Origin of the sequence: Mucilaginibacter sp. P25, from assembly GCF_050859465.1 — a bacterium.
GTDB lineage: Bacteria > Bacteroidota > Bacteroidia > Sphingobacteriales > Sphingobacteriaceae > Mucilaginibacter > Mucilaginibacter gossypii.
This window is the reverse complement of record NZ_CP193937.1, coordinates 1,095,141-1,120,836: the sequence shown is the minus strand read 5'-3', so window position 1 is coordinate 1,120,836 and position 25,696 is coordinate 1,095,141. Positions and strand designations below refer to the sequence as shown.

Sequence of the window (25,696 nt, the reverse complement as noted above, 5' to 3'; positions counted from 1 at the left end):
CCGGCGCGGCAAAATTAATGTGATATACTTAAATGCTTAAATCGTTTGTAATTGGTGCCCGCTCAAAATTAATCCTATAATAACAGCTCCAACCACGATACGGTACCAGCCGAAAATCTGGAAGCCACGGCGCTCAAGAAAAGTAATGAATGTTTTAATAGCCAGCATGGCAACAATAAAAGCAATGATATTACCTATGGCCAGTAATTTAATTTCTTCGCCGGTAAATACGTGCCCTTCTTTATGGAAGTCGTATAGTTTTTTTGCAGTCGCGGCAAACATAGTGGGCACCGCCAAAAAGAATGAAAACTCGGCAGCTGCAGTACGGTTTAGTTTTTGCGCCATGCCACCAACAATAGTAGCAGCCGAACGCGATGTACCGGGGATCATGGCTAAACACTGAAAAAAACCTATTTTAAATGCAGTTAAATTGCTGATTTCTTTTTCTTCTTTAATCATAGGCTTGTTGAACCATTTATCAACAAACAATAAAATAATACCGCCAACAAAAAGGGTAATACCAACGGTAAGCGCGCTCTCCAATAAAGCATCTATCTTTTTGCTAAACAATACGCCAAATACCGCTGCAGGTATAAAAGCGATAAACAGTTTTAAATAAAAATTAACCGATTGCAGGAACCTTCTCCAGTACAGGAACACTACCGATAAGATGGCACCCAGTTGTATGGCAATAGTAAAAAGCTTTACAAAAGGATCGGCTGCTATGCCCATTACTGATGAAGCAATGATCATGTGCCCGGTTGATGATACGGGCAAAAATTCAGTTATCCCTTCAATAATTGCAAGGATAATAACATGGATTAAATTCATTGGGGTTTTAAGGGGTTGAGGTAGAGATATACGTTATTACAGTAGATATCTTTCACTAAAACATATCTACTGTAAAATTCAGCATGGTTACTGTATTAATTAGCCGAAGGCTTTTTAAGGATAGCGAAGAAACCCAAAGCAAAACCGGCCAAAACTACTATTGGCGCGATAACTATTTTGGTAGTGCTGTAAATGTCAGTTGTGCCCGACATCAGCACAAAACCGAAGGCCACAACCGCCACGCTGATGATCAGCATACGGTAATTGCTTTTATCAAATATAAATTGTACCGGTTGTGCAGGCGCAGTAGCTTTTGCAGCACCGGTAGCTGTCGGCGATGTTGCAGCAGTTGTTTTTACAGGAGCCGCTGGTTTAAATTTTTGTGCCATATATCTTTTAATTACTGAATTATTGAGTTAATGAATTAGTGGTTGAGAGCTCAGATCAAGCCTTTCAGCATTCACCTTTCGCCTTTAACCTCTACCTGTACAGATCGTATATTTTTAAACGTAAAAACTTGTTAACTGCTAAAAAGGTACTGAAGCCTGATATGAAAATACCCAGGCCAACAACAACTAAAAACACAATGCCAAACTCAGTGTAGTTTTGTAAAAACACCAGGTCGGGTACATTATCATAAGCTACATACAGCGTACCTATCAACAGGATAATAGCAATCAGGCCGCCTAATAAGCCATGCCAGATCCCGTACAGTAAAAAAGGCTTGCGGATAAACCCTTTTGTAGCCCCAACCAGTTGCATTGACTTGATCAGGAAACGCTGCGAATAAATCGCCAACCTGATGGTATTATTAATCAACGCTACCGAAAGCACTACAAAGATTCCGGCGAAGGTAAGGATGATTAAACTGATGGTCGTTACGTTCTGGTTCATCTGGTCAACCAGTGACTGCTGATATTTAACCTCTTTTATTAAGGGGTTTTTCAGCAACTCGGCTTTAAACTTTTCGATATCCTTGTTGTTGGCATAATCCGCTTTCAGGTAAACATCAACTGACTGTGATAGCGGGTTATAACCTAAAAACTTTACAAAGTCTTCGCCAAGATCTTTTTGCAGGTTGCGGGCGGCAAGCTCTTTACTTACGTATTGGGTTTGTTTTACCATTACGTTGCCATCCAACTGTTTTTGAAGTTGCAATACATCGCTTTCGTGGGCGGCATCATCAACAAAAATATTAAGCACGATGTTTTCTTTAACATAGCTCGAAATATTTTTAGCGTATACCAGTATTAAACCCAGCAGCCCTACCATTAACAGCACCATGGCAATACCAAATACAGTTGAAATGTAGATGGTTTTTGTCTTTTTAGAGGATGCGCTTGCTTCAAATTCTTCCATTTACTTTTGTTAGATGTTAGATATTAGACATGAGATTTGAGATCAATATCCCTCTCAAGTTAATATCATATTTCTGCGAAAATAAGAAACCCTCCCTAAAGGTAAAAGTTTATTGCTTATAAATATGTTTAATAACGCTTTAGCTTAACAGATTTAACATTTATTAACAACAGAACCGTTGATCTTTTTGATTTCGCTGATTGCGTTGATTTTTTTGTCTGAAATCAGAATTTACAGGATTTAAGAATTAACAGAATCTTATCCACTTGTGACGATTTGATTACGCTGACAGGTAATTCTGAAAATTTAAAAATTCTGTAAATTCTGATTTCAGACAAATTAAACATCAAATTCTGATCTAAACCTGGAGTTAAACAAAGCACGGTTGCTGTTGTTATTCAATCATGACAAAGCCAGCAAACCAGAAAGATAAACCTTCACCATCAGATACCCCTACCCACAGGCCAGCCGATAATGGGCATAAAAGCAAGGTGCGTAAAGAAGATAAACAATATCACGCCGATAATCCGCATGGAGGCGATATTGCCAAAAAGCATGAGAAAGAAGAACAACCGGTTCATTCGGTGAAGAGTGTACCGAAGAAGTGAGTCGCACAATATTTGTCATTGCGAGGAGGAACGACGAAGCAATCTCGTAGCTATGCATATCGAACATGCATTGGCTACGGGATTGCCACGCTGCGCCTATAATGACATGATTTAATATGTACCTATCTCGCAATCCCCGCCGAGTTAAACTGCAAATCATACAGCTTACGGTAGTGGCCGTTCTCAATTTTAAGCAACTCCTGGTGGGTACCCATTTCCATGATCTCGCCGTGATCAAGTACGATGATCCTGTCGGCGTTTTGAATGGTGGAAAGCCTGTGGGCTATTACTATAGCCGTGCGGCCTTCCATTAATTTATTGATGGCATTCTGGATCAGGATCTCCGTTTCTGTGTCAACAGACGACGTCGCTTCGTCCAAAACTAAAATTGCGGGATTATAAACCAGTGCCCGGATAAAGGAGATCAGCTGCGATTGCCCGGCCGAAAGTGTTGAGCCGCGTTCCATCACATTATAATCGTAGCCACCCGGTAACCGTTCAATAAAATCATGTGCACCAACATCTTTGGCTGCAGCTATGATCTGATCGCGGGTGATAGCGGGATTATTGAGGCTGATATTATTGGCAATGGTATCGCTGAACAAAAAAACATCCTGTATCACAGTTGCTATCTGCGAACGCAGGTAGTTTACATCATAATCATGGATATCATGTCCATCAACCCTTACACAACCTTTGCCAATTTCATAAAAACGGTTCAGGATATTGATGGTTGATGATTTGCCTGCGCCGGTTGCCCCTACCAAAGCTAGGGTTTCGCCGGGTTTAATGTGGAAGCTGATGTTTTTCAGCACCCAGTTTTCATCGTTATAGGCAAACCATACTTTATCAAAGCTGATATCGCCCTGCAGCCTGCCTGTTGTAAGTGTGCCTTTATTTTCGGCCACCTCGTCGGTATCCAATACTTTAAAGATCCTGTCGGCACCCACCATTCCCATTTGCAGGGTATTGAATTTATCGGCCAACTGGCGGATAGGTCTGAACAACATATTCAGCAATACAATAAAGCTGGTGATCAATCCAGGTGTAATTCCCTTGCCAGATGCGGAGATAGTTAGCATTTGACTATCTGACAGCATTCGTTTACATCCGTACCAAACCAGTAAGCCCATACATATGGCAAACAGGATTTCCACCACCGGAAAAAATATCGAGTAATACCAGTTTGAGCGGATATTGGCATCGCGGTACTTTTCGTTCACGGCTTTAAACTTGCGCATTTCCTGATCTTCACGGGCGAAGATTTGGATCACGCTGATACCCGAAATATGCTCGGCCAAAAAGGTATTGAGCCGTGCCACCTGTGTGCGCACCTCCTGGAATGAGGACTTAATAGCCTCTTTAAACACATAAGTTGAAGCAAACAGGAAGGGCATCGGGATGAGCGTAATCAGGGCCAGTTTCCAGTCCTGCCAAAGCATATAGCCAATCACGGCGATTACCAGCAACATATCGCCCATGATAGAGATCAACCCTTCCGAAAAAATATCGGCAATAGTTTCCAGGTCGGACACCGTACGGGTAATAAGCATACCGATAGGCGTACGGTCGAAGTATTTTAATCTTAAACTGGTAATGTGGTTAAAAATATCGATCCTCAAATCGCGGATCACATATTGGCCCAACGCATTGGTTAAATAAGTTTGGTAGTACTGCGCAATAGTTTGAATAATCAATTGAGCTATCATTAGCTCAACCATAAAAACCAACCCATTATAATCATCGTTCAAAATATTAACATCCAATGTACGTTGGATCAGGATTGGCTGCAGCAAAGCATTGGCTGCTATAAAAATGGTGAGGAAAGTAGCTATAACAAAGGTTTTATTATACGGCTTAACGTAATGCATTACCCGGCCGAGTAGCTTCCAGTCGAGGGCCTTTCCGGTTACGCCCCCCGCCCCCTGAAGGGGGTGCTGCCTGTTTAGTTACCTCCCCATTCGTTGATGCGGAAGCTTCCTTCTTATTATCTTGTTTATCTTTAGCCACTATCTCAAAGTTAAAGTATAATTATATATCGTCAAATCTCACCTACTCTCCGCTATAGTTTCCCCTTTAGGAGGTTAGGGGGTACGGATATTTAACCTCGGTCAAATACAACCCGCAAGCCGGTACGCTGGTACCAGCATTTGAGCGGTTCTTACTTTCAATAATTTCACGAATGCCTTCGGGCTCCATTTCCTTTCTGCCAATCATCATTAAGGTACCTACAATCGCACGTACCATGTTGCGCAAAAATCTGTCGGCAGTGATATGAAAAACTATGCCGTTGTCGGTTTTCACCCATTCGGCACGAGTAATTTTACAATTATTGGTTTTAACCTGGGTATTTGATTTACTGAAACAGCTAAAATCAATGTACTCCATCATAATGGCCGCAGCTTGGTTCATCAAATTAATATCAGGCACATCGCGCAGCTGCCATGAATATCCCTGCAAAAAAGGGTCTTTATTAAAGTGAATATGGTATTGATATGAGCGCGATGTGGCATCAAAACGGGCATGCGCATCGGCATGTACCGGGACAATGTTTTTTATGGCGATATCAGGTGGAAGCAGAGCGTTTAGCCCCCCGCCCCCTGAAGGGGGTGCTTTCTAATGCACTTACTCCCCCTTCAGGGGGTAGGGGGCGTCAAAATGCGCAAAAAACTCCTTTGCATGCACGCCTGTATCTGTGCGGCCGCAGCCGGTTGTTTCTATGGGCTGCCGTAAAATTGTGCTTAGTGCCTTGTTCAGCAATTCCTGTACACTTACGGCATTTTGCTGTATTTGCCAGCCGTGATAGGCGGTGCCGTTGTAGGCCAGTTCAATAAAATAACGCTGGTTGTTGCTCACGACGGCAAAGTTAACAATCTGCTGCCTATGCCGGGTTCATAATTTGGTCATAGTATTATGCGGGTTCGGTTATATAGGCCTTATAGATAGCCTCAAACGCCAGTTTATTTTTAACAGCCAGATTAAAAGGCTTATTGATAAAGGTGTTGCTATATCCAATGGCTTTTGCCAGGTTACGCAAAACATCAAAATAGGTTATTTCAATCCCTTCAATGATCTGCACATAAAATACAATGAACACATCACGCTCCATGGCAGTTTTGCCAGTTTTAATGGCCGATATATAAGCTTCAAGCGTCATGGCTTTTATGCCAAGTACCGTCGTTTTTGATGGCGTTTCATTAATGGCGCTGTAAATAGAATCGAGATGGGTAAGCTGCTTTTGGGTAGCTTCATAACATTCCTGTACAGCCTCCTTTAAATAAGCTAAGGATGCAAGCTCTTTTATCTCCTCAAAAAAATCAATCAGGTGTTTTTTACCAAAATAAATACTGTTCAGGTGCTCAAGGAAAATCCTTTTTAAATGGACATTCTCAAATTTAACATCTTCGGGGTTTTGTTCACTAATGGGAGGCATTTGACAATTGTTTAAATACAAATAAATATACATTAAATAATTATCATTCAAAGCAAGCTATATCGCTATTAAATTAGTGCTTCTCCAATAAGCAAAACATTTATATTTGCCTTTATAATTTTTAATATCATGCTGCAACGCATCCAAAGCATTTACCTTTTGTTCGCCAGCCTTGTGCTGTTCGCCCTTTTCTTTTTTCCGCTTGCCCACAACGTCTATATTAATGATAAACCATCCAGCATTATGGTTACCGGTATTTACCAGGATGTGAACGGGGTACAGCAACATACCCAAACATTTGTGGCGCTCACCGCTATAACAGCTATTGTTGCCCTTATTCCGCTGGTCATCATTTTTCTATATAAAAACCGAAAACAGCAAATAGCCTTCTGCTATAGCGCTATACTGGTACTTATTGGCTACAGTTTCTGGATGGCACAAACTGTTAAAGGCGCAGCAGGCAGCATTACCCTTGACACACGCACGATGGGTATTGGCCTGTTCCTTACTTCATTAAGCATCATACTGATCATCTTCGCACAAAAAAGCATCAAAAAAGATGAGAAGCTGGTGAAATCGGCCGATAGGTTGAGGTAACCCAGGTTAGCGTTAAGGCGGCAGTACTAAGTCGGAAGTTAAAGTATGGTTTTTCTTTTTTATACCTGGAGCTTGTGGCTGAAGCCCAAAGGCCGTTTTTTGCAATCCCGGTGTAAAAAACCGGTAATGGATTGATGATTTTCATGCTTACTAAGACCCCTTGTTATCAAAAATCGGGCTTTAAAAACCGGAGAAAAAAGTAATCCTTGTTATGAAATTATTAATTAACTGGTTTTTTTCAGTTAATTAGTTGCTTATTCTCAATAATACGGCCAAACTTCATTTTATCTCAACCCGCCTATTGGAATTATAAAACATTAACACTATCTTTGCGCCCGATTTGGCGATGTTGCCAGATTCGTTATTTAAATTCATGAACAACCCATTTATTGAACTGGGAATCCGTCATGATATTGTTAATGCCATCTCTGAGTTAGGATTTGAGAATCCTACACCAATCCAGGAGCAGTCAATCCCGGTATTGTTAACAGGCAGCAACGATTTTGTCGGATTAGCCCAAACCGGGACCGGAAAAACTGCTGCCTTTGGCCTACCATTGTTGGAACTGCTTGATTTCGAAGAAAATCATCCACAGGCACTTGTTTTATGCCCAACACGCGAACTTTGTTTACAAATCGCGAACGACATTAAGAACTACTCCAAAAAATGAGCAACGTACACGTTGTTGCTGTTTATGGCGGAGCAAGCATTATGGATCAGCTACGCCAGATCAAACGCGGCGTACAGATCGTAGTTGCTACACCAGGGCGTATGCTTGATATCATTAACCGCAAGGCTATTGATTTTTCGGCTGTGAAGTATGTAGTATTGGATGAGGCTGATGAAATGCTCAATATGGGCTTTCAGGAAGACATTGATAGTATCTTATCTACCACACCCGAAGAGAAAAAACCTGGCTATTCTCGGCCACTATGCCTGCTGAAGTTAGGCGGATCGCGAAAAAATACATGACCGATCCTTTCGAGCTTACTATGGGCGCAAAAAACACCGGCAATGCCAATATCGAGCATGAGTACTATATAGTACGTGCCCGTGATAAGTATGCCGCGTTTAAACGTATTGTTGACTTTAATCCTGATATTTTTGGTATTGTATTTTGCCGTACCAAAATTGAAACCCAGGAAATTGCTGAGGCCCTGATCAAAGACGGCTACAATGCTGATTCGTTGCACGGTGACCTTTCACAGCAACAACGCGATAAAGTGATGAAACGCTACCGTGAGCGCAGCCTGCAATTATTAATTGCAACCGATGTTGCCGCGCGTGGTATCGACGTTAACGACGTAACTCACGTTATTAACTATTCATTACCCGACGAAATTGAAAACTACACCCACCGTAGCGGCCGTACAGCCCGTGCAGGTAAAACCGGTGTATCAATCTCTATCGTTAACGCCAAAGAATTAGGCAAAATTCGCCAAATTGAGCGTGTTATTGGTAAAAAATTCGTGAAAGCTGAGATCCCTACAGGTTTTGATGTTTGCGAAAAACAATTATTCTCTATCGTTCACAAGGTACATAACGTAACTGTAAACGAAGAGCAGATTGAGCAATACCTGCCGCGTATTTATGACGAGTTTAAAGATTTCACCAAGGAAGATTTCATCAAACGATTTGCTTCAATTGAGTTTAACCGTTTCCTTGATTATTATAAAAACGCTCCCGACCTGAATGCCAGCGTTGAAGAAGGCCGTAACAGGTTTGAAGATCGCGGCGAACGCGGCAATGGTGTCCGTGGTAACTTTACCCGTTTATTTATAAACTTAGGTTCGGTTGATGAATTTAACCGCGGCGATTTGTTGGGTTACATTTGCAACACAACCAAAATAAGCGGCCGTACCGTAGGTAAAATCGATGTTAAAGGTGTGTACTCTTTCTTTGAAGTACAAAACGAAGATGTTGATAAAGTGATGGCCAGCTTTAAAGAAGCCGAATATAAAGGTCGCCCCGTAAGGATCGAGATCTCTGGCGAGGGCACCAGCGATAACCGTAGCGGCGGCGAACGCCGTGAAGGCGGATACCGCGGTGGTGATCGTCGTGAAGGCGGATACCGTGGCGGAGATCGCCGTGAAGGTGGTTACCGTGGCGGCGAGCGTCGTGAAGGCGGTGGTTACCGTGGCAACGAAAGGCGCGAGCACAGCAATGGCGGTGGTTTCCGCGACTTTTCAGGCAAACCCCGTGAAGATCGCCCTGAGCGCAGAAGGAGATTTTAATTATCCATCATAAAAAAACCACCATGTGCAAAGCATGTGGTGGTTTTCATGAGCTTCCTTTAGTAAGAAGCATTAGTTTTAGTTTAGTTTTGTTAACAAAGCCTTTTTACCGCTGCATACGGGAACAAAGGCTTTTGTTTTATATATAAGCCCGCCTTTTCTGGTCATAAGCAAACTTCAACCCATCCATTAAACTTATGAGCTTTCGGCTTTAGGCATTTAGCTTTCCGCTTACATTAACGGCTAAATTCAACAATATCCGAATCAGGATAACAAAGCGTTAGCTTACTGTCGGTAAGTTCCTTAATAAAAAACTTGGTATAAGGCCTGCTCCCCTGGTATGAGGTATAAATGGTATCATTTTTTACAAAATAATCCTCTTTGCTGGCCTGCCCGTCGTCCATAATAAAATCTTTATCCGTTATCGAAAGCTTGGTAGCACCATCTTTTGATTTCCAGTTACCTTCCAGTTTTTTATTGGCGGCCGGCGGCTGAGAACAAGCGTATATCAATAACATGCCTGCAACTGCAGCAAATATGGGAGCAAACTTTTTCATGACGGATCAGGATTTTTTAGAACGGCTTACGCCTTTGTTGAATTTAATTATTGTGTAGGTTTATCAATCAGTTCAGATTTTTTCAGATAAACCCGGTGGCCTTTTTATTCACATAAAAATAATGCGAATATTTATCAATGTAAATGGTTTCGCCATTAGGGCCAGCCTTGCCGGCATATTTCTTATCAGCTACCGTAGCTGCGCCTTTAGCCGCAATCTCGGATGTTTTATGGCCTATTTTTTTGTGGTTTTGCTGATCTTACCACCGAGGGTTGAATCCTTATGCGTTTGGGCAAAGCCTGGGCTAACCATAAATGTACCGGCAGCAAACAAGGCTATTTTAAACAGATTTTTCATATTGACAGTAATTAAGTTTCTTTAATAAAATCAACTCAATTTTTCGGCCAAATTTCTCATTTCTATCACAGGTGAGCGTTTTTGATATAAAATAGCATAAACAGCTTCGCAGATAGGGATGCTCACGCCGTATTGCTTATTAACTTCATGTAGGCAATTTACTGCATAGTACCCCTCGGCAATCATGTTCATTTCCAGTTGGGCCGATGTTACTGTATATCCCTTGCCTATCATGTTACCAAATGTGCGGTTACGGCTAAATTGCGAGTAGGCCGTAACCAGCAGATCGCCCAGGTAAGCCGACTCTTTAATATCCCTGTCGATAGGATGTACAGCGGCTACAAAACGCTCCAATTCGCGAATGGCGTTTGATATCAGCACCGCCTGGAAATTATCTCCATAGCCCACACCATGGCAAATACCACTGGCAATTGCGTATACATTCTTCAAAACAGCCCCGTATTCTGTACCATAGATATCATCAGAAATGTTTGTTTTGATATACCGGGTATTGATCATTCCCGCAAACTGCGAGGCAAGTTTTGTATCTCCGGAAGCTATAGTTAAATATGATAATTTTTCGAGCGCCACTTCCTCGGCATGGCACGGCCCGCTGATCACCATAAAATCATCAAACGATATATCGTATTTTTGATGGAGGAATTCGGCAATTATCAGGTTTTCATCGGGCACGATACCTTTTATAGCCGATACTATTTTTTTACCTTTCAGATCGGCAGCAGTAATGTCTTTTAGTGCGTCTTTCAAAAAAGCAGCAGGCACATTAAGCAACACAATGTCAGCAGCCGCTATGAGTGGTTTCAGATCGGTAGATATATTTTGTTCGGGAAGTTTGATCTCCACCGAACTCAGGTAATGCGGGTTACGCGCAAACTTTTTCAAATGTTCCACAGCTTCGGCATTACGCATCCACCAAAAAATTTCTTTTGGGGTGGTGTTGTCGATAAGCATTTTGATATTAGCCGTAGCCCAGCTCCCCCGCCAACAACTGTGATCTTGTTTAATTTTTTATCCATCAATAAATAATAGAAATATCGCTGCCTGGTTTTAATTGGCCAAGCAAATTAATGAAATATTATGCAGATTGGCGAATGAGAGAAAAAGTGGGCCTAACTACTTTTTTGAGTCTTTTTGCAAGACAATAACCTGGCTCCGGGCCGATGCTTCCGTTTTTCTTTTCTAAGAAGCTGTTTAAGAATGAAGAATATTAATTGCCGTTGGTTTTAACCAACGGATTAAGAGCCGAAAACTCCTGGCTTTAGCCTAATTATGCAAGCGGATTTGGGCTGAAGCCCTCTTGTTGTGAATGCTTTATTCCGTTGGTTAAAACCAACGGCAATGAAGTTTTATCTACCTGTAAACGATATTTGTCAAAAATAAACAGCTTTTAAGATAAAGAGTTTAAGATAGTTTGCACGCTCCCGGGTTTATTTTGTTGTCGGGATGGTAGGTTAAAGAATAGCAGGGGAGCGCAAGATGCTATTAGTTGTTAAGCATCAATTCAAAAACACCTCATCCAAAAATACCCAGCCCGGTTTGCCTTTGGCCGGATGCCATGCCGGTACACTTTTAAGCGGTTGGGCAACCAGTTTGATGCAGGATATCTTTTGTTCGGATTTTAACTTACATTCCAATGGGGTCAAAGCAAACGGATCGGATTTTTTGGTGCTCCTGTTTTAAGTGTACTTAACAACTTCAAATGGTTTTGATCGGCGCCTCCCCAAATCTCAACCCCGGCGGGTAAAAAGATCTGGGAACCTGTATTGCGCATTACATTGAGACTAACCGAATGCAGATCAATCGGTTTATTAAACCACATGATCACCGCCAGATCCTTTTGCGATGCAACCCATTTTCCGTTGCCAAAATTGTCGCCTCCTAATTCTTTATCGATAATTGTTTTAGCGCCATCGCCTTTGTATTTGTCGTCAGGATATTTGACAAAGCTGATACTATCGGGCGTGTAGGCACATTTATAAACATTGAATTGTACGGTATCGCTGCCAATCCATCCGGCTTTAAATGCCCTTGTCCTGATCACGGTACTTTGGGTAAATACAATGCCGGGTTTGTAAGATGCAGCCTTGATACTATCAGGCACCGAACCATCAGTGGTGTACCGGATATCCGCACCTTTTATAGGGTTGCTAAGTTGCAAAACATAATTCTGCTTAAATATAACTGCCGTATTTTTTAACTGCGGACTGGTGAGCTTAAGCGCCTTACCATCATCCTTAAAGCCGGTTAACAGGCTCAGTTTAGGGTTTTGTTTTTGAAGCAGTTGCAGGTCGGCCGGATTTAGGCCGCTATCCCATACAGCGAGTTCATTGAGGCTTTTTATAGCGATGAGTTGTTTTACATCGGCTATATTAAGTTTAACACCCGTTAATGAAATACTCTTGAGATATTTTAAACCTGCTAATTCCTTTAAGCCTTTGCCCGTAACATCACTGAAGTTAAGGTTTAGCCTGCGAAGGTTTTCAAATTTGGCAATCGTTTTCAGGTCGGCATCCTTTACGGGCATCTTGTTCAGATCGAGCGATACTACCTGTTTTTTTATAGAACTTAACTCATCCAGCACTTTTACATTATAGGTGCTTTTATTGTAAATATTAACCGCCAGCGCCGGCGACTCGCTGGCCAGCGGATAAACCACCCGGTAGTTGTTGTTCAGCTTTTGAATTTCTTTTTCATTGGCTGCCGAAAAGTCATAAACCTCTTCTTCGCTTTCGGCGGGCTTTAAACGGGTGGCGGCTATCATCCGTAATGAATCGTTAGCTGGCAGTTCGATCACTTTTTTGCCGAAGCGTGCTTTGCTTTTTACCCACAGGTAAAGCAGCATTTTTTCATCATCGGTAAGCTGCGTTTTGCCGGTAGGCGGCATGTGTTTCTTTTCGGTTTCGGGCAGGTGCACACGTTGCAGCAGCAGGCTCATGGTTGGATCGCCGGCTATGAATAGTTTGCCGGTTTTGCCGCCTTTCATGATTGCTGCCGAATCAGTAAGCATCAGGCCGCCTTTCTTTTTATCGATATTATGGCAGCTTTGGCATTTAACCTCAAATATGGGGCGGATCACATCGTTATAAACCAGGGCCTGGTCTATCGGTACCACGTTTTTGCTCTTATCCATTACCGGGCCCAAAACAAAATCATTGCCATGGGTAAGGTTGCCGCCAAGGTGCCCGGCAACAATTAAACAGAAAACGGTTATTATAGCTCCGGCTTTAGCGAACCTTACAGTATATTTTGAGGTATGGCGGATAAGGTACACTCCATACCCGGCAAAGGCCACGCTTACGCCAAACCATTTATGCCATTGTAAAGTATCGCCTTCATAGCCCGGCTCCCTTGAAAGGAACAAGCCCATGATCACCGTTATTGATGACAGTAATGCACCCAGCAGCAGCAGGTAACTTGTAAAAGTTTGATACAGTTTTTCGTTAATAAACTCGGCCCGGTAACGGAAAAACTCCATCACCATGGCCAGCATCAGTATCACGATGGGAAAATGCAGGATAAGCGGGTGCATGCGGCCAACGGGTTGCAGCCAGCGGGGCACAACCAGGCTATCGCCGGCTATAAGCAGCACTACAATAAAAATATTAAGGGCAAATAATGTCCCTTCCGCAAAACCTTTGTGGCTGCTTTTCATATACGCCGGGCTGTATGTGTATTAATTAAACCCTTGTGAATTTATAAGGATATACCTTGCCCGATGCCCATTGTGCTACATACAAATTCTCGTCGTTATCCACACAAACATCGTGGGGGTTCAGGAAAATCTTTTCCGCCTGGGCCATTGGTTGCAGCACACCGTCGGTATACACTGGTTCGGTACCGCCAAGGTTGGATACTACTTTGTTGTTCTTATCTAATATGGTAGTAAAGCCGGTATTCTCCTTGCTCAGGTCGGGCGAGCGAAGTACGGCAGCGTACAAATGATCTCCCTTAATTACCGGGCGGCAAACGCATGCTCCCGGCAGTTTGATCACTTCCTGTAGTTTGCCATCCATGCTGAAGCGTTTAAAGCAATTACGGGTACGATCGGTAACCAGTAATGTCGGTGTATCATATCGCCTGTCAATCACGATACCGTGCGCATTATCCAGGTGTTCGTCGCCCTCGCCTTTACCACCGAAGAAACCTTTTAGTTTGCCATCTTTATCATAATGGGTAACGTATTGGGCCCCGTAGCCATCGGCAATAAAAATATCGCCATTGCTGTCGATAGTAGTTTCGGTAGGAACAAATTCTTCGGCTTTTTTGTAAACGCCGGTTTCGAGCGGCACATTAATGGTCATTAAAATACGGCCATCAAGCGTGGTTTTATAAACCTGGTGTTTTACGGTATCGGTTATGAACAGCACCTCGGTACCGTTTTCATTAAACAGGGTGAGGCCATGTGCACCGGGGAAATCATGCCCCCAGGTACTTAGTAGCTTGCCCGATTTATTATAAATGAGTACATTGTTCTTAGTCTCGTTGGTGAGCAGTAAAATGCGGCCTTTTGAATCCTGCACCATCTCGTGGCAATCATTCACCGGGTTTTTCTGCGAATCGGCCTTGCTCCAGTTTTTATCCATGCGGTAGCGCATATTTCCGTGACCGTAAATTAGCCCGTCATCTTTTGCTAACATGTCTTTAGCTATAAAAAAGCCTGCTGATAAAACTGAAGTGTGCTTGATAAATTCTCTTCTTTCCATACCGTTGATTTTTATGATTGCGTTGATTTCGCTGATTATTTCTTTTGATTACACCGATTTTTTGAATCCTTGTTCATCCCGTCATTGCGAGGAACGAAGAAATCGCGAACTTTACAGGGGCGGACTTGCATAGCCCCTCGGCCTCCGTGCGATTGCTTCGTACCTCGCAATGACATAGTTGAATGGGGAGGGTTTAGGTGGGGTTTACGCTATGATCCCCTTCACCACATTCCCCGCTACATCCGTTAATCTATATCTTCTGCCCTGGCTTTTATAAGTTAGTTTTTTATGGTCGATACCCAATTGATTTAAGATGGTGGCATGGAAGTCATGCACGTGTACCGGATCTTTTACAATGTTGTAGCCAAACTCATCTGTTTCGCCGTAAACGATGCCGGGCTTGATACCGCCGCCGGCCATCCAGATACTGAAACAGCGCGGGTGATGGTCGCGGCCATAATTAGCCTTTTCCAGTTTACCCTGGCTATAATTGGTTCGTCCGAATTCTCCGCCCCAGATTACCAGTGTTTCATCCAATAAACCACGTTGTTTCAAATCGGTAACCAGCGCTGCGGATGCCTGGTCTACGTCTTTAGCCTGCCCCGCCATTTCCTGCGGTAGGTTGCTGTGCTGGTCCCAGCCCTGGTGGTAAAGCTGTACAAAGCGTACGCCGTTTTCAGAAAGTTTGCGGGCCAGCAAACAGTTAGCCGCATAAGTGCCGGGAATAAGGCACTCCGGCCCGTACATCTTCACAATATCGTCCGACTCCTTGCTTACGTCCATAATTTCGGGTACCGCGGTTTGCATGCGGTAAGCCATTTCATATTGCTGTACTTTGGTGTTTATCTCCGGGTCGCCAAACTCTTTGTAGTTCATGTCATTGAGCTCGGCCAGTTTATCCAGCATTTTACGGCGCTCGTGACGGTTCAGTCCTTCCGGATCATTCAGGTACAGGATTGGGTCTTCGCCGCTGCTGAACTGTACGCCCTGGTGAATGGAATCTAAAAAGCCATTGCTCCACAGTTTGGAATAAACTCCCTGCCCGTTTCCCTTGCCTTTAGACAGCAATACTGTAAAGGCAGGCAGATTTTTATTCTCGCTGCCAAGACCATAACTTACCCATGAACCCATGCTGGGTCGGTTGCCCTGCTGTGCCCCGGTTTGGAAAAAGGTAAGTGCCGGATCATGATTGATGGCATCGGTGTTAAGCGATTTAATAATGCAGATATCATCGGCAATTTTACCTATATGTGGGAACATATCGCTGATCCAGGCGCGCGACTCGCCATATTGCTTAAAATCATAAAAAGAACCTACCAGCGGGAACGAAGCCTGCTTAGCCGTCATGCCGGTAAGGATCTGGTTGCCGCGCACCGATGCCGGCAGCTCCTGCCCCATCATTTCGCGCAGCTTGGGCTTGTAATCAAATGACTCCAGTTGTGAGGGTGCCCCATCCTGGAAAAGGTAGATTACCCGCTTGGCCTTTGGCGCAAAATTGGGGATGCCGGGGATAAAATCAGCCTCGGCTTCATCTCCCTTGCCGCTAAACAGATCAGGAATGAGTAAAGAACCCAATGCTACGCTGCCAATGCCCAAACTGAGCCTGGAAAGAAACCTGCGCCGGTTGATATTAAGCCTGTTTTCTAAAAAATCTTTTTCCATGTGCTCAGGTTTTTGTTATGGCTTCTTCCAGATTATACATGGTATCAACCACTTTCATCATAGCTGCCAGTGTTATTTTATCCAAATTGGCCGGTACTGGATATTCGCCCACGGTTAGCAGTTTTTCGGCATCCGCCTTTTTCATAGTTTTTAGTTCATCTGTATAGTATGAAGTTAAAATAGCCAGTTCTTTTTGCTCCGGATGGCGGCATAGGATCAACCGGAAAGCTTTGGTGATCTTTGCTGTCGATGTGCTTTTGTCCTGCAAAAGTTTTGCCGCTAAAACCCTCGCGCTTTCCAACACTGTTGGATCGTTCAGCATTACCAGTGCCTGCAATGGGGTATTGGTACGCAGGCGTTTTACTTCGCACTGGTCGCGGTTGCTGGCATCAAAAATACCTAAGGATGCTGGCGGAACGGTACGTTTAATTAGGGTATACATTCCCCTGCGGTACAGGTTTGGCCCGTGCACCTGTTTGTAATTCGCCAAAATCCCCCTGCCCGAGGTGGCATTTTCCCAAAGGCCGGGCGGCTGGTAAGGGTTAACACTCGGGCCGCCAATGGTTGGATTAAGCAGCCCGCTGCTGGCCAGCACCAGGTCACGAACAAATTCGGCAGGTAAACGGCCCCTTGGGCCCCGGGCTAATAAAGTATTATCCGGATCTTCCTTCAGTTTTTCGGGTGTGGCCGCTGCCGATTGCCGATAAGTGGCCGACATTACCATCTGTTTTACCAGCCGTTTAATATTCCAGCCATGATCGCGGAAATCAACAGCCAGCCAGTCCAGCAATTCCGGGTGCGATGGCAGATCGCCCTGCATACCGAAATCGCCAGAGCTTTTTACGATGCCCTTGCCAAAAAACTCCTGCCACATCTGGTTTACAAATACACGGGCGGTAAGCGGGTTGTTTTTGTTGAACAGCCATTCGGCCAAACCCAGGCGGTTTTTTGGGTAGTTATTGGTAAATGGCAAAATGGATTTGGGCGTACCGGCCTGCACCTCATCGCCATGGGCATCGTAGTTACCTCGTTTGAGGATGTAGGTTGGCCGCACCTTGTCACTATCCGTCATTATGGATACGATGAGCTTATCGGTATCGCGCTTATTCACAAAAGTCAGGATCTTTTTAACATCCTCATTGCTGATCTTCATCATGGGGTTTTTAGCGTAGGTTTCAGGCCCGCCCACGGTTGATTGCAAGCCCACTTCTTTCACATTGTTAAAAAAGGCATAAACCTGGTAGTACTCTTTTTGCGAAAAAGGGTCGTATTTATGATCATGACAATGAGCGCATTCCAATGTGACGCCCAATAGTGCTTTGCCGAAGGTATTGGTTCGGTCGGTTACATAACTAACCCGGTATTCCTCATCAATTACGCCTCCTTCTTCGGTTATTTTATGGTTGCGGTTAAAGCCTGTAGCCAGCAACTGCTCCTTAGTGGCGTTGGGTAGTTGATCGCCCGCCAGTTGCCAGGTAATAAACTTATCATAAGGCAGGTTTTCGTTATAGGCATGGATCACCCAGTCGCGCCATGGCCATTGGGTGCGGTAATTATCATCCTGATAACCGTGCGAGTCGGCATAGCGGGCAACATCCAGCCAGTGCAGCGCCATTTTTTCGCCGTATTGCGGAGTTGCCATCAGCTTGTCCACCATTTTTTCGTAAGCATTGGCGCTTTTATCGGCTAAAAACTCATCCATTAAAGCAAGAGATGGCGGCAGACCGGTCAAATCGAGTGAAATGCGTTTCAGCAGGCGTTCTTTATCCGCTTCGGGATTAGGCTCCAGGCTGGCCTGCTCCATTTTTTGCAGTACGAAGTTATCGATAGCATTTTTAGGCCATGCCGCGTTTTTTACCTGCGGAACCGGGTAATTTCGCGGAGCGACAAAAGCCCAGTGCTTTTCATATTTGGCGCCCTGTTTTATCCACTTGTGAATGAGTTGAACTTCATAGGGTGATAACCTCTTTAAATTGGATGACGCCGGCGGCATCTGCTCGGTGGTGTCTTTGGTAGAGATTCGGCGATAAACCTCCGATTGCATAGGATCTCCGGGGACGAGTGCATGCGATGATGGGTTATCTTTTAATGCCTTATAGGCGCTCTCCGGAAGATCAAGCCTAAGGTCGGCTTCACGATGAGAGGCATCAGGGCCGTGGCATTTATAGCACTTGTCTGAAAGTATTGGGCGGATATTAAAGTTGTAGCTGATGGTATCGGGCACCTGTTCTTCGGCTATCCCGCCCGATGAATGGCAGGAATAAAGCGTGTACAGCATGCAGATGGCTATTGTAAGCCACACATAATACAACTTCCGGTACATGGGTTTAAAATTGGTTAAACAGAAATTAAAGTTATATAATTTATAGCACAATTTGCAAATACATATTTATGTATTCAAATTGATTTAGCGGGGGCAATATAGCATGAAAAATGATATGTTCATACATTTTGTACAAATGTTTTAACATACGCGCAAAGGAGGGCATTTTTAAAAGAATAAAAACGGAATAGCCGATGGCCAATAAATTGAATTTGACTGGCTAATATTTGTTTTTTAATATAAAGGAGCAATGTTCTGATTGCTCATCTTTTCCAACTTTTTAATATCCCGGTAAACGATATATAAGGGGATGATCCCAAAAATACCGAAGCAGCAGTCAATGAACCGCCAGTAAACGGGGATACCGCGGATTGGGCCGGCAATAAAGGCCAGCGGGAACACCATTACACAGGCAATCATGCCAAACTCAATTATCCAAATGTTTTTAACCGGGTCTTTCAGCGGGCCAACAAATGCCATAGCAATAACAAGGTGACCGAAAGCCAGCCAGTCGGTACCATAAGCCAGGTAAGGATAGTTTTGATTGGTTGTTTTTACTGCGAGATAAACATTGGTTAGCCAGTTCTGCATAAATCCCGGAGATACGGAGGCATGATTAGCAAGCCAGGCAAGTTCAGTTTCGATAGGGAAAGCGGTTACACCACTTAGTACCAGACCGATGATAAATACAGTTACCCAGGTTTTTATTTTTTTGCGAAGTTCAGGTTCGGTTTTCATAACAAGGGCAAGTTAGGGAATTTGGTGGTATATTCTCCCTTTAGGGGTTAGTGGGCGCAATACTTCTTTATAAAATTATCGGCCTTATCGCTGCCTATGTTGCGGATAAAATTCCAGTCATGACAGGCACCTTCTTTGTCGCCTTGTTTAAATTTTTCGCCGGCCTGGCTTAATACATCGTTTATAAAATCATCGTCGTAGCCAAGTTGTTTTTTTAGGTTAATAATGATAGCCTCTTTGGTGGTATCGGCCTTGCCTTTATATTTATTGCTGTAGTAATTGGTCACTGCGTTTTCCAGTTCCTGCTGAGCTTTATAGCTGGCAATGGCGCTTTGCATATCGCGGATGCTGGCAGGCCCGCAACGTGCGGGATCAGGGTCAAAACGGATGGGTTGAACGATATTAGTTTTAAGATTATACCCCGCCGGAACCACCCACTGGCCCGATGTAAGTTTAATAACCCTCAAAGCTTCATCGTCAAGGTCGATACCGGGGCCATCCTGTACTTTAGCATCATGTACCACACCGTCTTTATCAACCATAAACGAAACATTGATGGTTCCCGAAATACAATTTTGCCGCGAATATTCAGGATAAATGATCTTTGTCTTCAGAAAATTGTTAAACGCCTGCTGTCCACCTTTAAACGCAGGCTGTTGGCCAAGCAAATAGCCCGCTGTAAAAATGATCAACGCGATATGGAGACAAAGGGCTTTAAGCATAGTATAAATATCGACAATAAATTGTGGATTATGTTTAGATAGCCTTAGAAAGAATTATGGTTGAATAACTAAACGGATAGTCATATTTGTTTTCAGTATCCCATTTGCAAGCGGCTTGCCAATCAACTTGCTGTAATTGGCTGACCACCTGTTTTATATGTATAACTAAATCTGAAATTGAAAATCCGAATTCTCAAATCAAAGTACCTGGTTAAACTCCAACCGTTCGCCATCCGGCCCGGTGATGTTGAAATATTTGCAGCCATCTTTCCAGAATTGTAAAAACACGGGCTCTGGTTCGATCACGTTGAAGCCAGCTTCTTTAATAGTTTTAAAGGCGAGGTTGATATCATCAACATCAAAGGCTACGTGATCAATGTGCCCGTTTGATCTTGAACGGATCTCGGCCAGCGAAGCTTCAGGCAATTGGTAAAGCTCCATGATCATATTGCCGCGCTGCATCATAACGCAGGTGCCGGTACCGCCGTTATCGGTAAAAGGGGCTTGCATTACATTGTTAAAGCCCAGTCTGGCGTAAAATTGTTGTGATGCTTCAATATTGGTTACCGGCACACCGATATGTTGTATTCCGTTTATTGCTAAATTTATATGGTTGCTCATGTTGATAATCAGTTGTTTATTATGGATTTAATATATGTTTAAACACTCGGTAACAGATATGGTTGGCAACGCCGGCAAAATAAATATGCAAGTAATTATCATCCATCCATCATTTTACACAAGCTTAACACATTTGATGTAAATTGCAGTTAAACTTGCACCAATTAAAACATATTAATGAAGATCGGAATTGTTTGTTACCCAACCTTTGGCGGAAGCGGGGTTGTTGCCACTGAACTTGGTAAAGCCCTTGCAGACCGTGGTCACCAGGTTCATTTTGTGACCTATAACCAGCCGGCGCGGTTGGATCTCTTTTCCGAAAACCTGTTTTATCACGAAGTTTCGGTTTCCAACTATCCGCTGTTCGATTTTCCGCCCTACGAGCTGGCCCTGGCAAGCAGGCTGGTTGATGTGGTGCGTCATGAACAATTGGATGTACTGCATGTGCATTATGCTATACCCCATGCTTCGGCCGCGTTTATGGCCAAGCAAATATTAATGACCTATGGCATTTACATCCCGGTGGTAACTACGCTGCACGGTACAGATATTACGTTGGTTGGTAAAGACCGCACCTTTAAACCGGTTGTTACTTTTTCCATTAACCAAAGTGATGGTGTAACAGCCGTATCGCAAAACCTTAAAGAGGATACCTATAAGTTTTTTGATATTAAGAAGGATATCCTCGTGATCCCTAACTTTATTGACCTTAGCAGGTTTAGCCTAAAACCTAAAGATCATTTTAAGAAAGCGATTGCACCTTCGGGCGAAAAGATCCTGGTGCATACCTCCAACTTCCGTAAGGTAAAACGTACCGAAGATGTAGTGAAGATTTTTGCTAAAGTAATTAAAAAGATCCCGTCGAAACTGCTGATGGTAGGCGACGGCCCCGAACGTTCCATGTGCGAACAGCTTTGCCGCGATTTGGGCGTTACCGATAACGTGCGTTTTTTAGGTAAACAGGATGCTGTTGAAGAGATCCTTTCAGTATCCGATTTGTTCCTGATGCCATCGCAATCAGAAAGTTTTGGTTTAGCAGCGCTTGAAGCTATGGCTTGTAAAGTGCCGGTGATCAGCAGTAATGCCGGTGGTTTGCCCGAATTAAATATTGATGGCGTAACAGGCTTTTTGAAAGAGCCAGGAGATGTAGAAGGTATGGCAGAAAAAGCAATATTTATTTTGGAGGATGAAGAACGTTTAGCTAAATTTAAAGAAAATGCACTGGCACACGCCAAAGAGTTTGAATTATCTACCATTTTGCCCAAATATGAAAACTTTTACCTTGAGGTAATTGAGCAAAATAAAGCTAAGCTGTTTAACCAACAGTTGTAATAAACCTGATACAATTCAAAAAATATTCTTTAAAAGTTAAATTTTATCGGTTTCGTTAATTAATTTAGTTTTTCACTCCTAAAAGTTAAAACTTATGGCAAAGCACACACTAAAAAGCGGACAACTCCTTAAGTACATCGGAAAGAAATGGAAAAACCTGCACATTGGTCATCCATTAAAATTTATGGGGTACGATGAGAATAGTTTCGCCGACATCTGGGTGGAATACCAGGGTAAATTAATGCTTCTGGCACTTAAGGATGTGGAAACACTAAGCGTTGCTTAAGTAGATAACTTGAGCCGGTCTGTTCAAAAGACAAGGGAAAATAGCCTTACTCATGCATACGTGCTAAGTAAGGCTATTTTATTTTGTAGATTTTAGATCCCCTCTCTTGAGAGTAATAGCCCATCAAGAGCAGATGATGAATTAGACTGGAAATTACAAGCGGTATAGTTGACTCACCCGGTCTACGCTACGCTGGACCACCCTCTCTGCCCTTTGGGCAAAGAGGGTAAAGAAAAATAAAAGAGAAAATCTCCTCTTTACGCTTGCGTAGAGAGGGGTGACGAGTGCAGCGATGTCGGGGTGAGTCGATATGCGCGATGATTTTCATGACTATGCCTTTTTATGGGCTATTACTCTCAAGAGGGGAATCGCACATCCCGAGCTTTTAAAACTTTTGTTTTAGAACAAAAGAAACCTATATTAGCATCACAAAAGGAAATGGTGTCTTCCTACTTAACCGCCCTAAAAAGCTGATGGCGCCTACAGACAATTAACTCACAGGCTTTTATCCTGTGCTAATTTTTTGTGGGTACATAAATATCAGCAACATGCAAAATCAAAACCGACTTTTTCTTCGCAACATTTCGCAATTCTTAAAAACGCCCTCCGGTGGACGGTCATTATCATCCCCATAGCTGTTGTTATTGGCAGCGCGGTTGCCTTATTCTTGTGGTTGTTGAGTTGGGCTATCCATTTTAGGTTTGCACATAACTGGTTATTGTATTTGCTGCCGTTGGCAGGTATCGCGATATTTTTCATTTATAAATTTTTTGGTGGTCCGGCCGAAAAGGGGAATAATTTAATTATTGATGAAATTCATAACCCCGGTGGCGGGGTCCCTAAGCGTATGGCCCCATTGGTGCTGATCACCACCATTATCACTCATTTGTTTGGCGGCTCGGCCGGGCGCGAGGGAACGGCTGTACAAATGGGCGGCAGCTTAGCCCAAATGATAGGCAAATGGCTTAAGCTTAACGAAGCTGATACCCAAACAGTACTTACCGCGGGCATAGCGGCGGGTTTCGGTGCGGTATTTGGTACGCCGTTAACTGGTGCTGTTTTTGCAATGGAGGTGCTGACGATAGGCCGGGTGCAATATAATGCGCTGCTGCCCTGCCTTATTGCGGGCATTGTTGGGGATGTTACTGTAGCTGCATGGGGAGTTCATCACACGCCTTATCATATCGATATTGTCCCGGTTATCCCGCATTGGTTTTCGGGTTATATTTCAACCGATCTGTTGCTTATCATTAAAACCATAGTAGCTTCAATCGCTTTCGGACTGGCCAGTTACCTTTTTGCCAAAATGGTACATGGCATCAAAAGTTTTTTACCCAATACATTAAAACACCCTGGTTGATCCCGTTTATTGGCGGGCTGATCATTATCGCGCTTACTTTTGTTAATGGCAAACCCGATTATCTGAGTTTAGGGGTAGATGCCGAACATGTTGGCGCTGTTACAATCCCTTCGGCTTTTCATGCCGGCGGTGCCGGTACCTGGAGCTGGCTCTGGAAAACCATTTACACTACTGTAACCTTAGGTACCGGTTTTAAAGGCGGCGAGGTAACACCGCTGTTTTATATTGGCGCTACTTTGGGTAACACTTTATCTGGCTTACTTGATGCGCCAGTTAGCCTGTTTGCAGCTTTGGGCTTCATAGCCGTTTTTGCAGGCGCGACTAATACCCCGCTGGCCTGTACTTTTATGGGTATAGAGCTTTTTGGTGGCGAACACGCCCTGTTGTTTGCCGTGGCCTGTTTCACAGCCTATCTTTTCAGCGGGCATACGGGTATATATGGCTCCCAAAGAATTGGAGTTACTAAGTTAACCGGTGGGCCGGCTGATGACAAAACGCTTTCGGAAGCAATGAAAAGGCGCGGATATTTATACCATAAACTGGCGAAATATAGTTTCCTTAAAGCGAGAGAATAAGCACTATTTAGTAGCGGTAACCACAATATAAGGAGATAGCAGCTTTGATTCAACCGGTATGATTTTGGTAAAAACCTTGCCGGCTACCCACACCAGTTTGGTGATCGCTTTAGCTATGGCAGGCTTGTTAGCCTTATCCTCCAGCCAAACCGAAAATTTGCCGTAATAATATGCCTCAACATTTTTTAAGCCAAGTTCCTTGCAATAGCCGGCCAGTAATGGAGGGTTCATACTATTGATGTTGTGTTTTTCGTAGTTATTAAGGTCGTAGTTGCGTTGTACCCATCCGTTAACACCGGTAAAGTTAGGCAGGGTAATAAACAATGTGCCTCCTGGTTTAAGGAAAGAGAGGTGTTTTTCAATAATGCCTTTGGTATCATTAAAATGCTCTATCAATCCGCATGAAAGTACCAGGTCATATTCGGTTTCGGGTTGGTATTTGAACAGGTCGCCTTCAATAACTGCAATGTCCTGATCATTAAGCTGATTGACATCCAGTACTTCCTTTAAAACTTTTGGGTGCACATAAAAATCGAACAGTGTAGTTTTTAACCCGAAATACTTCTTCAAAAAAATGGCAAAATAACCCGGAAAACCTCCAAGCTCAATAGCCGACGCCGGTTTATGGGTATCGATAATCTTTTTTAGCAGCTTGTGAAAAGTATAACTAGCCGGCACATTGAAAGCCAGGTCTTTTTTTGATTCCCAGTAACCAGCCCAAAATGCCTTGTCGGTGAGTTCGTTGCTCATGGGTGCAAAGGAAAGATAATTCGGCAATAGTTCAAAACACTGTTATTTTGTAAAGCATGGATTTGAGATGGTAACATCAACAGGAAATAATTACAATCATCCGGGAATTGTACATAGATATATCATGCGATGAATAAGCAACTTTGTGTAATTAATTAAACAACAGTGTAATAACTGTATTAAATTTAGCATTCATGAGCAATGAACTTATTCCTACAATCAAACTTGATGAAGTAATTGAGCTTGGTTTGCAAGTGGTTGATTATAGAAAAGCGGGCGATCTTCATTTTCTTAAGAGCCCTCACCGCAACGAACATTATCTTTTTGTATTGGTAACGGACGGTAACCTGAAACTCGTAGTTGATTCGCGCGGGATGGTGATACCGGCTCAATCTGTTTATTACATTTTGCCTGGGCAGGTAATGCAGCATTTTGACACCGAAGCCGATGCTTACGTTATTGCTGTGGATGCCTTTTTGCTTAATCAAACTTATAAGTTTATTCTTGATGAAGGTTGTATTCTAGGGCTGGAACATTTCCAAATAATATGTAAAAAACATTTTTATTAATAAGTCGAATTGCTATTTGGATTTAATTGATATATCAATTATAATTGTATCAATTAAA

Annotated in this window: 24 protein-coding genes, 2 pseudogenes and 1 riboswitch; of the genes and pseudogenes, 7 read left to right on the top strand and 19 right to left on the bottom strand. The window is 43.3% G+C overall.

Features of this window, described 5'->3' with window-relative positions:
• Nucleotides 1–36 precede the first annotated feature (36 nt).
• From ACRQ5D_RS05930 to ACRQ5D_RS05920, 3 genes are all read right to left on the bottom strand, one after another.
• Nucleotides 37–831 carry an undecaprenyl-diphosphate phosphatase gene (locus tag ACRQ5D_RS05930; RefSeq protein ID WP_432328543.1) on the bottom strand — a complete coding sequence of 265 codons (795 nt, stop codon included), beginning with the start codon at nt 829–831 and terminating at the stop codon, nt 37–39.
• Nucleotides 832–926: 95 nt separating this feature from the next.
• Complete coding sequence (locus ACRQ5D_RS05925) at nt 927–1,220, bottom strand: DUF3098 domain-containing protein (protein ID WP_112657074.1); 294 nt, start codon at nt 1,218–1,220, stop codon at nt 927–929.
• A gap of 91 nt (nt 1,221–1,311) precedes the next feature.
• The gene (locus ACRQ5D_RS05920) at nt 1,312–2,190 is read right to left on the bottom strand and encodes a cell division protein FtsX (RefSeq protein WP_091167461.1); all 879 of its coding nucleotides are present in this window, start codon (nt 2,188–2,190) and stop codon (nt 1,312–1,314) included.
• 404 nt (nt 2,191–2,594) lie between these two features.
• Between ACRQ5D_RS05920 and ACRQ5D_RS05915 the strand changes: the two genes are divergently transcribed.
• Nucleotides 2,595–2,798 carry a hypothetical protein gene (locus tag ACRQ5D_RS05915; RefSeq protein WP_432328542.1) on the top strand — a complete coding sequence of 68 codons (204 nt, stop codon included), beginning with the start codon at nt 2,595–2,597 and terminating at the stop codon, nt 2,796–2,798.
• Nucleotides 2,799–2,920: 122 nt separating this feature from the next.
• Here the strand turns inward: ACRQ5D_RS05915 and ACRQ5D_RS05910 are convergent, their stop codons facing one another.
• The 4 genes from ACRQ5D_RS05910 to ACRQ5D_RS05895 form a co-directional block, all read right to left on the bottom strand.
• Nucleotides 2,921–4,669, bottom strand: coding sequence for an ABC transporter ATP-binding protein (locus ACRQ5D_RS05910; RefSeq protein WP_432328541.1), 1,749 nt, complete (start codon nt 4,667–4,669; stop codon nt 2,921–2,923).
• Between the two features lie 205 nt (nt 4,670–4,874).
• Nucleotides 4,875–5,258, bottom strand: coding sequence for a hypothetical protein (locus ACRQ5D_RS05905; RefSeq protein WP_432328540.1), 384 nt, complete (start codon nt 5,256–5,258; stop codon nt 4,875–4,877).
• Between the two features lie 165 nt (nt 5,259–5,423).
• Complete coding sequence (locus ACRQ5D_RS05900) at nt 5,424–5,654, bottom strand: hypothetical protein (protein ID WP_432328539.1); 231 nt, start codon at nt 5,652–5,654, stop codon at nt 5,424–5,426.
• Nucleotides 5,655–5,709: 55 nt separating this feature from the next.
• Nucleotides 5,710–6,231, bottom strand: a complete 522-nt coding sequence (locus tag ACRQ5D_RS05895; RefSeq protein ID WP_432328538.1) for a DUF892 family protein — start codon at nt 6,229–6,231, stop codon at nt 5,710–5,712.
• 129 nt (nt 6,232–6,360) lie between these two features.
• Here ACRQ5D_RS05895 and ACRQ5D_RS05890 point away from each other — a divergent pair, with 129 nt between their 5' ends.
• Nucleotides 6,361–6,828 (top strand): DUF4293 domain-containing protein, encoded by a 468-nt coding sequence (locus ACRQ5D_RS05890; protein WP_091167471.1) that lies wholly within the window; start codon nt 6,361–6,363, stop codon nt 6,826–6,828.
• Nucleotides 6,829–7,201: 373 nt separating this feature from the next.
• A pseudogene (locus tag ACRQ5D_RS05885) lies at nt 7,202–9,062 on the top strand (DEAD/DEAH box helicase).
• A gap of 236 nt (nt 9,063–9,298) precedes the next feature.
• Here the strand turns inward: ACRQ5D_RS05885 and ACRQ5D_RS05880 are convergent.
• The 11 genes from ACRQ5D_RS05880 to ACRQ5D_RS05830 form a co-directional block, all read right to left on the bottom strand.
• Nucleotides 9,299–9,619: a hypothetical protein gene (locus ACRQ5D_RS05880; protein WP_090530718.1), complete on the bottom strand. Its 321-nt coding sequence runs from the start codon at nt 9,617–9,619 to the stop codon at nt 9,299–9,301.
• 234 nt (nt 9,620–9,853) lie between these two features.
• Nucleotides 9,854–9,976 (bottom strand): hypothetical protein, encoded by a 123-nt coding sequence (locus ACRQ5D_RS05875; RefSeq protein ID WP_432328537.1) that lies wholly within the window; start codon nt 9,974–9,976, stop codon nt 9,854–9,856.
• Nucleotides 9,977–10,006: 30 nt separating this feature from the next.
• A complete protein-coding gene (locus ACRQ5D_RS05870) occupies nt 10,007–10,948 on the bottom strand; it encodes an NAD(P)H-dependent glycerol-3-phosphate dehydrogenase (protein WP_431199226.1) in 942 nt (313 codons plus the stop codon).
• A gap of 545 nt (nt 10,949–11,493) precedes the next feature.
• Nucleotides 11,494–11,640: a hypothetical protein gene (locus ACRQ5D_RS05865; protein ID WP_432328536.1), complete on the bottom strand. Its 147-nt coding sequence runs from the start codon at nt 11,638–11,640 to the stop codon at nt 11,494–11,496.
• The gene (locus ACRQ5D_RS05860) at nt 11,637–13,649 is read right to left on the bottom strand and encodes a DUF2231 domain-containing protein (RefSeq protein WP_431199224.1); all 2,013 of its coding nucleotides are present in this window, start codon (nt 13,647–13,649) and stop codon (nt 11,637–11,639) included. Before ACRQ5D_RS05860 ends, ACRQ5D_RS05865 begins: the two co-directional genes overlap by 4 nt.
• Nucleotides 13,650–13,674: 25 nt before the next feature.
• Nucleotides 13,675–14,700: a 6-bladed beta-propeller gene (locus ACRQ5D_RS05855; RefSeq protein ID WP_091167483.1), complete on the bottom strand. Its 1,026-nt coding sequence runs from the start codon at nt 14,698–14,700 to the stop codon at nt 13,675–13,677.
• Between the two features lie 204 nt (nt 14,701–14,904).
• A complete protein-coding gene (locus ACRQ5D_RS05850) occupies nt 14,905–16,362 on the bottom strand; it encodes a DUF1501 domain-containing protein (protein ID WP_091167486.1) in 1,458 nt (485 codons plus the stop codon).
• A 4-nt stretch (nt 16,363–16,366) separates the two neighbouring features.
• Nucleotides 16,367–18,685 carry a PSD1 and planctomycete cytochrome C domain-containing protein gene (locus tag ACRQ5D_RS05845; protein WP_091167488.1) on the bottom strand — a complete coding sequence of 773 codons (2,319 nt, stop codon included), beginning with the start codon at nt 18,683–18,685 and terminating at the stop codon, nt 16,367–16,369.
• A 234-nt stretch (nt 18,686–18,919) separates the two neighbouring features.
• Nucleotides 18,920–19,423 (bottom strand): hypothetical protein, encoded by a 504-nt coding sequence (locus ACRQ5D_RS05840; protein ID WP_091167490.1) that lies wholly within the window; start codon nt 19,421–19,423, stop codon nt 18,920–18,922.
• Between the two features lie 47 nt (nt 19,424–19,470).
• A complete protein-coding gene (locus ACRQ5D_RS05835; RefSeq protein WP_091167493.1) occupies nt 19,471–20,145 on the bottom strand; it encodes an energy transducer TonB in 675 nt (224 codons plus the stop codon).
• Nucleotides 20,146–20,343: 198 nt separating this feature from the next.
• The gene (locus ACRQ5D_RS05830; protein ID WP_091167496.1) at nt 20,344–20,766 is read right to left on the bottom strand and encodes a VOC family protein; all 423 of its coding nucleotides are present in this window, start codon (nt 20,764–20,766) and stop codon (nt 20,344–20,346) included.
• Between the two features lie 177 nt (nt 20,767–20,943).
• Between ACRQ5D_RS05830 and bshA the strand changes: the two genes are divergently transcribed.
• The 3 genes and pseudogenes from bshA (at nt 20,944) to ACRQ5D_RS05815 (ending at nt 24,319) form a co-directional block, all read left to right on the top strand.
• Entirely contained in the window at nt 20,944–22,098 is a 1,155-nt protein-coding gene (bshA, locus tag ACRQ5D_RS05825) for an N-acetyl-alpha-D-glucosaminyl L-malate synthase BshA (RefSeq protein WP_090530693.1), read from the top strand.
• A 94-nt stretch (nt 22,099–22,192) separates the two neighbouring features.
• The gene (locus tag ACRQ5D_RS05820; RefSeq protein WP_090530691.1) at nt 22,193–22,384 is read left to right on the top strand and encodes a hypothetical protein; all 192 of its coding nucleotides are present in this window, start codon (nt 22,193–22,195) and stop codon (nt 22,382–22,384) included.
• Between the two features lie 425 nt (nt 22,385–22,809).
• Nucleotides 22,810–22,874, top strand: a riboswitch (Fluoride riboswitch).
• 33 nt (nt 22,875–22,907) lie between these two features.
• Nucleotides 22,908–24,319: pseudogene (locus tag ACRQ5D_RS05815) on the top strand (voltage-gated chloride channel family protein).
• A gap of 3 nt (nt 24,320–24,322) precedes the next feature.
• Here the strand turns inward: ACRQ5D_RS05815 and ACRQ5D_RS05810 are convergent.
• Entirely contained in the window at nt 24,323–25,069 is a 747-nt protein-coding gene (locus tag ACRQ5D_RS05810; RefSeq protein WP_091167504.1) for a class I SAM-dependent methyltransferase, read from the bottom strand.
• Nucleotides 25,070–25,263: 194 nt separating this feature from the next.
• On the opposite strand from ACRQ5D_RS05810, the gene ACRQ5D_RS05805 reads away from it, so the two are divergent.
• Nucleotides 25,264–25,638 (top strand): hypothetical protein, encoded by a 375-nt coding sequence (locus tag ACRQ5D_RS05805; RefSeq protein WP_091167507.1) that lies wholly within the window; start codon nt 25,264–25,266, stop codon nt 25,636–25,638.
• Nucleotides 25,639–25,696: the final 58 nt, after the last annotated feature.